This window comes from Halomonas sp. BM-2019 (assembly GCF_017584085.1).
Genome location: NZ_CP071922.1, coordinates 990,557 through 1,001,703, shown reverse-complemented (window position 1 = coordinate 1,001,703; position 11,147 = coordinate 990,557). Strand labels below are relative to the sequence as shown.

The following is an 11,147-nucleotide window of genomic DNA, read 5'->3' as shown; positions in this document are numbered from 1 at the left end:
ATGGTTGACCGTGACGCTCGGTCTTTACCATAATGCAGGATTGACCGCGCTCCCCGCTGGAGCGCCCGTTCACCGACCGCCGACCCCGTCGGCGCCGAGGTCGCCATGCGCCTGACCACCAAGGGACGCTACGCCGTCACCGCCATGCTCGACCTGGCCATGAATGCCCAGGCCGGCCCCATCTGCCTGGCCGACATCTCGCGACGCCAGGAGATCTCGCTCTCCTACCTGGAGCAGCTGTTCGCGCGGCTGCGCCGGGCGAAGCTGGTGGAGAGCGTGCGCGGCCCGGGCGGCGGCTATCTGCTGGCCCAGGCGCCCGAGGCAATCTCGGTGGCCCGGGTGATCGACGCGGTGGACGAGTCGGTGGACGCCACTCGCTGCGGCGGTCTCTCCGACTGCCAGCAGGGCGACACCTGCCTGACCCACCACCTGTGGTACGAGCTCTCCGAACAGATCCACGGTTTCCTGGAGGGCATCACCCTCGGCCAGCTGGCCGAGCGCCTGGAGGTCCAGCAGATCGCCGAGCGCCAGCGCGCCCGCCTGGACAGCCGCGACATCCTTGCCTCGGCGCCCTGAAGCGCCGAGCCGCACCCTGACCAGACTCCCGAGGCCATGACCACACCCGTCTACCTGGACTACGCCGCCACCACTCCCGTCGATCCCCGTGTCGCCGAGCTCATGGGACGCCACCTGACCCTGGACGGCATCTTCGCCAACCCCGCCTCGCGCAGCCATATGCTGGGCTGGCAGGCCGAACAGGCCGTGGAGAACGCCCGCCGCCAGGTGGCCGACCTGATCGGCGCCGATCCCCGCGAGATCGTCTGGACCAGCGGGGCCACCGAGGCCGACAACCTGGCGCTGATCGGCTACCTGCGCGCCAACCGCGCCCGGGGTCGCCACCTGGTGACCTCGCGCATCGAGCACAAGGCGGTGGTGGACACCGCCAGGGCGCTGGAGGCCGAAGGCTTCGAGGTGACCTGGCTCACCCCGGGACGCGACGGCCGCGTCACGCCCGAGCAGCTGCGCCAGGCGATGCGCGAGGACACCGTGCTGGTCTCGCTGATGGCGGTGAACAACGAGCTGGGGACCATCCATGACCTGGCGGCCCTCTCCGAGGTCGCCCATGCCGGTGGCGCGGTGTTCCACGTGGACGCCGCCCAGGCCGTCGGCCGCCTGGCCCTGGACGTCGCGCGGCTGGGCATCGACCTGATGTCGCTCTCCGCCCACAAGGCCTACGGCCCCAAGGGCATCGGGGCGCTCTACGTCAGGCGCCATCCGGACATCCGCCTGGAGGCGCTGATCCACGGTGGCGGCCACGAGCGCGGCATGCGCTCCGGCACCCTCGCCACCCACCAGATCGTCGGCATGGGCGAGGCCTTCGCCCTGGCCGGGGCCGAGGGCGAGGCGGACCAGGTGCGCATCACCGCGCTGCGCGACCGCCTGCTGGCGGGCCTGGATGACCTCGGCGGCATCCACCGCAATACCGATATCGCGGTGGCGGTGCCCAATATCCTCAACCTGGCCTTCGAGGGCATCGACGGCGAATCCCTGCTGATGGCGCTGCGCGACGTCGCGCTCTCCACCGGCTCCGCCTGCAACTCGGCGAGCGTCGAGCCCTCCTATGTACTGAAGGGCATCGGCCTGCCGCGGGCGCTGGCGCTCGCCTCGCTGCGCTTCAGCTTCGGGCGCTTCACCACCGAGGCCGACGTCGATACGGCGCTGGCCGCCCTGCGCCACGCCCTGACCGGGCTGCGCCGCCAGGCGATCTAGGCCTGGCCACCGTCCCATTCACCCGCCACAGGAGAGACCCATGGCGCATTTGACCATCACCCCCGCCGCCGCCGACCAGGTCCGCCGGGTGCTCGCCGAGCGCGGCGAGGGCCTCGGCCTGCGCGTCTCGGTCAAGCCCAGCGGCTGCTCCGGCTACAGCTACGTGCTCGACTTCGCCGACCAGGCCGACGCCGACGACACCTGCTTCGAGGAGCACGGGGTCAAGGTCTTCGTCGCCCCCGAGGCGCTGGAGATGCTCGACGGCAGCGAGGTGGACTATGTCAACGAAGGGCTTAACCGCTTCTTTCGTTTCAACAACCCCAACGTCAAGGACCAGTGCGGCTGCGGCGAGAGCTTTACGGTCTAGATTCACAGCAATCCCGCGACCCGAGGCGCACGCCTCCTCGCTACTGCGACGATTGTTCAACGCCGCCCCGGGGCGGTATAATCCGCGCCCAGTCGGCGAACTCGCCGGACCGCCGGCCGCACCATCCGATTCGCCGCGCCGCCCCGCTCCCCCACCTCAGCCGCCCATTCATCCCCCCTTACTGGAGACATGCCCATGGCAACCCAGCGCACCCTGTCCATCATCAAGCCCGACGCCGTCGCCAAGAACGCCATCGGCGAGATCATCGCCCGCTTCGAGAAGGCCGGCCTGAAGGTGGTTGCCGCCAAGATGCTGCACCTCGATGACGACAAGGCCGGCGGCTTCTACGCCGAGCACAAGGAGCGCCCCTTCTTCAAGGACCTGGTCGGCTTCATGACCTCCGGCCCGGTGGTGGTCCAGGTGCTCGAGGGCGAGGACGCCATCGCCAAGAACCGTGAGCTGATGGGGGCCACCAACCCCAAGGAAGCCGCGCCGGGCACCATCCGCGCCGACTTCGCCGAGACCATCGATGCCAACGCCGTGCACGGCTCCGACTCCCCCGAGTCCGCCGAGCGCGAGATCGCCTACTTCTTCGAGAGCAGCGAAATCTGCCCCCGTTGATCGAGGCCCCGGGCGGGGGCCAGCCCCCCGCCTCCCCTGCTGTTCTCTACTCCCCACGACCCGCTGACCGCCATGACCGCTGATACCGCACCCCAGAAGACCAACCTGCTCGGCATGTCCCGCGAGGAGATGGAAGCCTTCTTCCTCTCCATCGGCGAGAAGAAGTTCCGTGCCGCCCAGGTGATGAAGTGGATCCACCACGAGGGCTGTGACGACTTCGCGGCCATGACCAACCTCTCCAAGGCGCTTCGCCAGCGGCTGGCCGACGTCGCCGAGATCCGCGGCCCCGGCGTGGTCTACGAGGGCACCTCCAGCGACGGCACCCGCAAGTGGGTGCTGGAGGTGGAGGACGGCAGCTACGTCGAGACGGTGCTGATCCCCGCCGACAACGGCAAGCGCCGCACCCTGTGCGTCTCCTCCCAGGTGGGCTGCTCGCTGGACTGCAGCTTCTGCTCCACCGGTAAGCAGGGCTTCGAGCGCAACCTCACCGCCGCCGAGATCATCGGCCAGGTGTGGGTCGCCCAGCGCAGCGTGGGCCCGCGCAAGGACACCGCCAACCGCCCGGTCACCAACGTGGTGATGATGGGCATGGGCGAACCGCTGCTCAATTACGACAACGTCGTGCCGGCCATGAAACTGATGCTCGACGACAACGGCTACGGCCTCTCCAAGCGCCGCGTCACCCTCTCCACCTCCGGGGTGGTGCCGATGCTGGACAAGCTCGGCGACGAACTCGACGTGAGCCTGGCCATCTCGCTGCACGCCGCCACCGACGAGCTGCGCAACGAGCTGGTGCCGCTCAACCGCAAGTACAACATCCGCACCCTGCTGGACGCCTGCCACCGCTACCTGGCCAAGTGCGACGACACCCGCATGGTCACCGTGGAGTACACGGTGATCAAGGACGTCAACGACCAGCAGGAGCACGCCCGCCAGCTCGCCGAGCTACTGCGCGAGCTGCCATGCAAGATCAACCTGATCCCCTTCAACCCCTTCCCCCACTCGGGCTATGAGAAGCCGTCACGCAACCAGGTGATGCGCTTCCAGCAGTGGCTCTATGAGCTGGGCTACACGGCGCCGATCCGCACCACCCGCGGCGATGACATCGATGCCGCCTGCGGCCAGCTGGTGGGACGGGTCAAGGATCGCACCAAGCGCCATGCGCGCTACATTCAGTCGATCCAGATCGACGCCGACTGAGCGAATGGGCCGCCTTGACTTCAACCAGGCACGACGCTTTGATGGTCAGGCTCTTGATCGCCCCGGCCCGCGCCTGCCAGCGGCCTGCCGCCGGGGAATTCGTGTCGACCCTCGGGAGAACATCATGACGCGCCGCCCCTGCCTGCCCGGAGCCTCACGGCTGCCCGCAGCGGCCATCCTGCTGGGAACCCTGTGGCTCGCTGGCTGCGCCACCCAGCCTCAGGGCCTGACCACCGGCGACCGGGAGACCAGCCCGGCCGATGCCTATACCCAGTTGGGCATCGCTTACCTGGAGCGCGACAACCTGCAGCGCGCCATGGGCGCCCTGGACCGCGCCCTGGGCGTCGCCCCCAACGACGCCGAGGCGCTGCAGGCCATGGCCATGCTCTACCAGCGCCAGGGCGAGCACGCGCTCGCCGACGAGACCTTCCGGCGCGCCCTCTCGGCCGACCGCCACTTTACTCGGGCCCGCAACAACTATGCGGCCTTCCTGTATGACCGGGGACGCATCCGCGAGGCCTGCGAGCAGCTCGAACTGGCCTCCGGCGACGCCCAGTACCCCGCGCGGGCCCAGCTGTTCGCCAACCTGGGGCAGTGCCAGCGCGAGCTGGGCGAACTCAGCGCCGCGCGCCAGAGCCTGGAGCGCGCCCAGAACATCGACCCGCGCAGCCCGCGCAGCTACTTCACCCTGGCGCAACTGGAGTACCAGGCGGGCAATCACGACCGCGCCCAGCAGCAGATCGACACCTTCATCCGTCTCGCCGGTGCCAACGCCGAGGCGCTGCGGCTGGCCCGCCAGATCGCCCAGGCCCGCGGCGACCAGGCCACCGCCGCCTTCTATACCGAACAGCTGGACAGCCGCTCCGGCACGCCCTGACCCACGATTCTTGACGAAGGATGCTCAGCCATGAGCGACACCCAGACACCTGACCCCGCGCATACCGCCTTCTCGGCCTCGCCGGGCGAGCAGCTCAGGCGCGAGCGCGAGGCCCAGGGCCTATCGCTCGCCGATGTGGCCGGTGCGCTCAACCTGCGTCCGGCGGTGATCCGCGGCCTGGAGCTGGACGACTACGAGGAAGTCCCGATCCCCACCTATCGGCGCGGCTACCTGCGCGCCTATGCCCACCTGCTGGGCATCGACGACCGCCCGGTGCTGGAGGCCTATCGGGCGAGCTTCGGCCTGGAGGACAGCGACCGCAAGGTCACGCCGATCCATGTGACCCGACCGCCCTCGAAGCTCGGCGCCTGGCTGTTCCGGCTGGTCACCCTGCTGGTGATTGCCGGCCTGATCGGCCTGACCCTGATGTGGTGGCAGAGCCGCGGCGGCAACGAGCCGCCCGGCATCGGCGACACCGGGCCCGTCTCGGTGGACAGCCTGGACGGCACCACCACCATCACCGAGCCCGACGCGCCCGTGGTCACCGCCGACCCGGAGAGCCTGCCGCCGCTGCCCGAGGAGGGCGAGGGGCTGGGCCTGGTGGAGGATCCCGCTGCCCTGGCCGATGAGCCCGCCGAGCTCGACGCCGATGGCGCCCTGGCGCTGGCCGACGCCGAACCCGAGGTGGCCGAAGAGGCCGCCGTGGAGGAAGAGCCCGCCGCCGACCCCCGCCGGCTGGTGCTGACCTTCAACGAGCAGTCCTGGACCGAGATCTTCGATGCCAACAACCAGCGCATCTTCGTCGGCCTGCAGGAACCCGGCACCTCGGCCAGCGTCGAAGGGGAGCCGCCGTTCCGTCTGACCGTGGGCAACGCCACCGGCGTCGAGCTGATCTGGGCCGGCGAGAGCGTGGACCTGCGCGCCCGCGCCGGCGCCAACAACGTCGCCCGTTTTACCCTGGGAGATTGATCCGTCACCATGCACGCCCCATCCCCTATCGTTCGCCGCCAGTCACGCCAGATCCACGTCGGCCAGGTAGCCGTCGGGGGCGACGCCCCCATCTCGGTGCAGAGCATGACCAACACCGACACCCTGGACGTGGCCGCCACCGTGGCGCAGATCCGCCGCCTCGAGGAGGCCGGCGCCGACATCGTGCGCGTCTCGGTGCCCGACATGGAGGCCGCCGAGGCCTTCGGCAAGATCAAGCGTGAGGTGGCCGTCCCGCTGGTCGCCGACATCCACTTCGACTACCGGATCGCCCTGCGCGTCGCCGAGCTCGGCGTCGACTGCCTGCGCATCAACCCCGGCAATATCGGCAAGGAAGATCGCGTGCGCGCCGTGGTCTCCGCCGCCCGGGACAACGGCATCCCGATCCGCATCGGCGTCAACGCCGGATCGCTCGAGAAGGACCTGCAGAAGAAGTACGGCGAGCCGACCCCGGACGCCCTGGTCGAGTCCGCCATGCGCCATATCGACCACCTCGACCGCCTCGACTTCCCCGACTTCAAGGTCAGCGTCAAGGCCTCCGATGTCTTCATGGCGGTGGCCGCCTATCGCAAGCTCGCCACCCTGATCGAGCAGCCGCTGCACCTGGGCATCACCGAGGCGGGCGGGCTGCGCTCGGGGACCGTCAAGTCCTCCATTGGCCTCGGGCTCTTGCTGATGGACGGCATCGGCGACACCATCCGGGTGTCGCTGGCCGCCGACCCCGTCGAGGAGGTCAAGGTCGGCTTCGACATGCTCAAGAGCCTGCGCCTGCGCAGCAAGGGCATCAACTTCATCGCCTGTCCCAGCTGCTCGCGCCAGAACTTCGACGTCATCGGCACCATGAACCTTCTGGAGGCGCGCCTGGAGGACATCAGGACCCCGCTGGACGTCTCGGTGATCGGCTGCGTGGTCAACGGCCCCGGCGAGGCCAAGGAGAGCGATATCGGGCTCACCGGCGGCTCGCCGGCCAACCTCGTCTACATCGACGGCAAGCCCGCCAGCAAGCTGCGCAACGACCATCTGGTCGACGACCTCGAGCGGCTGATCCGCGACAAGGTGCGCGAGAAGGAGCAGGCCGAAAAGGACATGATCGCCCGCGGCTGACCCGCAGTCTTTTTTCGCCGCGGCGACCCATCAAGGAGCAAGCGTTGAGCAAGTCCCAGGCAAGTCAAAAAGAGCCCACCAAGAAGAAGATCCAGGCCATTCGCGGCATGAACGACCTGCTGCCCGGCCAGTCGCCCCTGTGGCAATACTTCGAGGGCCAGGTGCGCGCCCTGATGGCGCGCTACGGCTACGACGAGATCCGCACCCCCGTCGTCGAGCAGACCGCGCTGTTCGCCCGCTCCATCGGCGAGGTGACCGACATCGTCGAGAAGGAGATGTACACCTTCGAGGACCGCAACGGCGACAGCCTGACCCTGCGCCCCGAGGGCACGGCGAGCTGCGTGCGCGCCGCCATGGAGCACGGCCTGCTGCACAACCAGACCCAGCGGCTCTGGTATCAGGGCCCGATGTTCCGCCACGAGCGTCCCCAGAAGGGCCGCTACCGCCAGTTTCATCAGGTGGGTGTGGAGGCCTTCGGCCTGGAGGGGCCGGACATCGACGCCGAGGTGATCCTGCTCTCGGCGCGGCTGTGGCGGGACCTGGGGCTGATGGAGCACGTCACCCTGGAGCTCAATTCGCTGGGCTCCTCGGAGGCCCGCGCCGCCTATCGCGACACCCTGGTGGCCTACTTCGAGCAGCACCACGACCAGCTCGACGAAGACTCCCGCCGCCGCCTGGGCAGCAACCCGCTGCGCATCCTGGACTCCAAGAACCCGGAGATGGCCGAGATGCTGGCCGGCGCGCCCAGGCTGATCGACCACCTGGACGCGGCGTCTCGGGAGCACTTCGAAGCGCTCTGCGCCCTGCTCGACGCCGCCGGCATCGCCTACGTGATCAACCCGCGGCTGGTGCGCGGCCTGGACTACTACGGCCGCACCGTCTTCGAGTGGACCACCACGGCACTCGGCAGCCAGGGCACCGTCTGCGCCGGTGGCCGCTACGACGGCCTGGTGGAGCAGCTGGGCGGCAAGCCGACCCCGGCGGTGGGCTTCGCCCTGGGCATCGAGCGCCTGGTGCTGCTGCTCGAGACCCTCGAGCTCGTGCCCGAGGCGGCCCGTGGCGAACTCGACCTCTACCTGCTGCCCATGGACGATGCCGCCACCGGCTCAACCCTGCTGCTCGGTGAGCGGCTGCGCGGCGAGCTGCCCGGCCTGCGCGCCCAGCTCCACTGCGGTGGCGGCAGCTTCAAGAGCCGCATCAAGAAGGCCGACCGCAGCGGCGCCCGCCTGGCCCTGCTGCTGGGCGAGAACGAGCTGGCCGACGGCACGGCAACGCTGAAGTTCCTGCGCGAGGAGCGCGAGCAGCTGACCCTGCCCCGGGATGCCCTCGCCACCACCCTCACCGAGCTGCTCGCGGCGCCGAGCGCCTGATCAGCCGAGCGCCGGCCGCTGGGCCGCGCTCATCGGACCCTTTCCACTGGAACACGCTCGATCAGAGCGTGCTCTCTTGAAAGACAAGGAGACCGCCCATGGCGGAGCTGAGAACCGAAGAAGAGCAGCTCGAGGCGCTCAAGCGCTGGTGGAAGCAGAACGGCCTGTCGCTCATCGCCGGCGTGGCCCTCGCCGCCGCCGGGATCATCGGCTGGAACGCCTGGCAGAACTACCAGGAGAACCAGGCCACCGCCGCCTCCCTGCGCTACCAGCAGCTGATCAACCTGAGTGCCGGCAACGAGCTCGACGAAGCGGGCCTCATCCAGGCCCGCGAGCTGGTGGGGGAGATCACCGACAACCACGGCCGGACCCTCTACGCCGACCTGGCGCGACTGATCGATGCGCGCCTGGCGGTGGCCCAGGACGACCTCCCCGGCGCCCGCGCCGCCCTGGAGGCGCTGATCGACGCCAGCGGCCGCGACTACGTGAAGGGCCTGGCCCGCCTGCGCCTGGCGCGGCTGCAGGTCGCCGAAGGCGACGCCGAGGCAGCGCTGGCTACCCTCGACACCGGCGTGCCTGAGGCGCTGGCCGCCCAGCGTGCCGAGGTACGCGGCGACGCCTACCACGCCCTGGGCCGCGAGAGTGACGCCGGCGAGGCCTGGCGCGAGGCGCTGGCGCTGGCCGAGGCCCGCGACCAGCCGCTCTACGGCGTGCAGCTCAAGCTCGACAACCTGGGCCTGGAAGACGCAGGCCTTCAACACCAGGGGCTCGATTCATGAAACCGACCTTCCTGATCGCCGCCCTGGCCGCGGCCGCCCTGCTGGCAGGCTGCGCCGGAAACCGGGTGGAGCCGCAATACCCGCCCAAGGAGCTGTCGAGCTTCGAGGAGCGCACCGAACTCACCGGCGCCTGGAGCCAGCGCGTAGGCCGCGGCCTGGGCCGCGCCAGCTACCCGATCGCCCCCTTCCGCGACGGTGACACCCTCTTCGCCGCCGACGAGCGCGGCCGGCTGGCCGCCTTCGCCGCCGACGACGGCGAGCGCCGCTGGCAGGTGGACCTCGAGGTGCCCGTCTCCAGCGCCCTGACCGCCGTGGCCGGCGACGTCTACCTGGGCACCCGCAACGGCGAGGTGCTGGCCCTGAGCCAGCGCGACGGCAGCGTGCGCTGGCGTGCCCGGGTGCCCAGCGAGGTGCTGGCCGCCCCCCAGCCCAACCAGCAGCTGCTGGTGGTACAGAGCGTCGACGGCTCGGTGACCGCCCTGGATCGTTCCAGCGGCGAGGAGCGCTGGCGCTACTCCGCCAGCCGCCCGTCGCTGACCCTGCGCGGCACCGGCACCCCCACGGTGATCGACCCCGTCACCTTCGCCGGCTTCGCCAACGGCCGCCTGGTCACCCTGGACAACCGCAACGGCCAGCCGCTGTGGGAGCGCCGCATCGCCGTGGCCCAGGGCCGCAGCGACATCGACCGCCTAGTGGACCTGGCCGGCCAGCCGGTGCTCACCCCGGACGGCCGGCTGTTCGTCACCAGCTTCAACGGCCGCCTGGTGGCCCTCGAGGCGACCCGCGGCGAGGAGCTGTGGTCGAAGCCCTTCTCCAGCTACCACACCCCGATCCTGGTGGGCGACTTCCTGTTCGCCGTCGACGAGGCGGGGCATATCCACGCCCTGGACGCCAACAGCGGCGAGGAGATCTGGCGCAACACCGCCCTCGAGGGGCGCAGCATCACCGCCCCGGCCTTCGCCGACGGCAACCTGGTATTCGGCGACTTCGAGGGCTACCTGCACCTGATCGAGGCGCGCAGCGGCGAGATGGTCGGCCGCGAACGCGTCGACCGCTCCGGGATCAGCGTGCGCCCCATCACCGACGGCCGCCGCATCCACGTGCTCGCCAACGACGGCAGCCTCGAGGCCCTGGACATTCGCCCATGACACCCGTGATCGCCCTGGTCGGCCGCCCCAACGTGGGCAAGTCGACCCTGTTCAACCGCCTGACCCGCTCCCGCGACGCCCTGGTGGCCGACTTCCCGGGCCTGACCCGTGACCGTAAGTACGGCAACGGTCTGCTCGGCGGCAAGGCCTACACGGTGATCGACACCGGCGGCATCAGCGGCGACGAGGAGGGCATCGACGCGGCCATGGCCGAGCAGTCGCTGGCCGCCATCGACGAGGCCGACATCGTGCTCTTCCTGGTGGACGCCCGGGCCGGCCTCAACGTGGCCGACCAGGCCATCGCCAATCACCTGCGGGTCAACCAGAAGAAGACCTGGCTCGTCGTCAACAAGACCGACGGCCTGGAGGAGGCCACCGCCACCGCCGAGTTCTGGGAGCTCGGCCTGGGCGAGCCGCGGCCCATCGCCGCCGCCCACGGCCGCAACGTCACCGCGCTGATCGACGAGGTGCTTGCCCCCTTCCCCGAGCGGGACGAGAGCATCCCCGCGGACACCGGCACCAAGGGCATCCGCATCGGCGTGATCGGCCGCCCAAACGTGGGCAAGTCGACCCTGGTCAACCGCCTGCTCGGTGAGGAGCGGGTGGTGGTGTTCGACGAGGCCGGCACCACCCGCGACGCCATCGAGATCCCCTTCGAGCGGCGCGGCAAGCCCTATGTGCTGGTGGATACCGCCGGGGTGCGGCGGCGCAAGAACGTCCACGAGATCGCCGAGAAGTTCTCGATCATCAAGACCCTGGAGGCGATCAAGGAGTGCCATGTCGCCATCATGGTGCTCGATGCGCGCACCGGCCTGGTGGAGCAGGACCTGCACCTGCTCGACTACGTGCTGACCACCGGCCGCGCCCTGGTGCTGGCGGTCAACAAGTGGGACGGCCTGGAGCACGAGGCCAAGGAGACGATGC

General features: G+C 69.9%; 12 protein-coding genes. All 12 read left to right on the top strand.

The annotated features are described in order from the left end of the window. The first annotated feature begins 105 nt into the window (after positions 1-105). Positions 106-576, top strand: a complete 471-nt coding sequence (locus J5F18_RS05100) for an Rrf2 family transcriptional regulator (protein ID WP_346301243.1) — start codon at positions 106-108, stop codon at positions 574-576. A gap of 36 nt (positions 577-612) precedes the next feature. Then, the gene (locus J5F18_RS05095; RefSeq protein WP_346301242.1) at positions 613-1,770 is read left to right on the top strand and encodes an aminotransferase class V-fold PLP-dependent enzyme; all 1,158 of its coding nucleotides are present in this window, start codon (positions 613-615) and stop codon (positions 1,768-1,770) included. A gap of 40 nt (positions 1,771-1,810) precedes the next feature. After that, positions 1,811-2,137: an iron-sulfur cluster assembly accessory protein gene (locus tag J5F18_RS05090; protein WP_346301241.1), complete on the top strand. Its 327-nt coding sequence runs from the start codon at positions 1,811-1,813 to the stop codon at positions 2,135-2,137. A 195-nt stretch (positions 2,138-2,332) separates the two neighbouring features. After that, entirely contained in the window at positions 2,333-2,758 is a 426-nt protein-coding gene (gene ndk, locus J5F18_RS05085; protein WP_346301240.1) for a nucleoside-diphosphate kinase, read from the top strand. 72 nt (positions 2,759-2,830) lie between these two features. Next, positions 2,831-3,958, top strand: a complete 1,128-nt coding sequence (rlmN, locus tag J5F18_RS05080; RefSeq protein WP_346301239.1) for a 23S rRNA (adenine(2503)-C(2))-methyltransferase RlmN — start codon at positions 2,831-2,833, stop codon at positions 3,956-3,958. Between the two features lie 124 nt (positions 3,959-4,082). Next, a complete protein-coding gene (gene pilW / locus J5F18_RS05075) occupies positions 4,083-4,835 on the top strand; it encodes a type IV pilus biogenesis/stability protein PilW (protein WP_346301238.1) in 753 nt (250 codons plus the stop codon). A gap of 30 nt (positions 4,836-4,865) precedes the next feature. After that, the gene (locus J5F18_RS05070) at positions 4,866-5,804 is read left to right on the top strand and encodes a RodZ domain-containing protein (RefSeq protein WP_346301237.1); all 939 of its coding nucleotides are present in this window, start codon (positions 4,866-4,868) and stop codon (positions 5,802-5,804) included. Positions 5,805-5,813: 9 nt separating this feature from the next. After that, positions 5,814-6,926 (top strand): flavodoxin-dependent (E)-4-hydroxy-3-methylbut-2-enyl-diphosphate synthase, encoded by a 1,113-nt coding sequence (gene ispG / locus J5F18_RS05065; protein ID WP_346301236.1) that lies wholly within the window; start codon positions 5,814-5,816, stop codon positions 6,924-6,926. Positions 6,927-6,970: 44 nt separating this feature from the next. Further along, positions 6,971-8,296 carry a histidine--tRNA ligase gene (hisS, locus tag J5F18_RS05060; protein ID WP_346301235.1) on the top strand — a complete coding sequence of 442 codons (1,326 nt, stop codon included), beginning with the start codon at positions 6,971-6,973 and terminating at the stop codon, positions 8,294-8,296. A 98-nt stretch (positions 8,297-8,394) separates the two neighbouring features. After that, positions 8,395-9,075 carry a tetratricopeptide repeat protein gene (locus J5F18_RS05055; protein ID WP_346301234.1) on the top strand — a complete coding sequence of 227 codons (681 nt, stop codon included), beginning with the start codon at positions 8,395-8,397 and terminating at the stop codon, positions 9,073-9,075. Then, entirely contained in the window at positions 9,072-10,223 is a 1,152-nt protein-coding gene (gene bamB, locus J5F18_RS05050) for an outer membrane protein assembly factor BamB (protein WP_346301233.1), read from the top strand. Before J5F18_RS05055 ends, bamB begins: the two co-directional genes overlap by 4 nt. Continuing rightward, positions 10,220-11,147, top strand: a 928-nt coding sequence (gene der, locus J5F18_RS05045; RefSeq protein ID WP_346301232.1) for a ribosome biogenesis GTPase Der, incomplete at its 3' end; no start/stop codon positions are given. The genes bamB and der, both read left to right, overlap by 4 nt.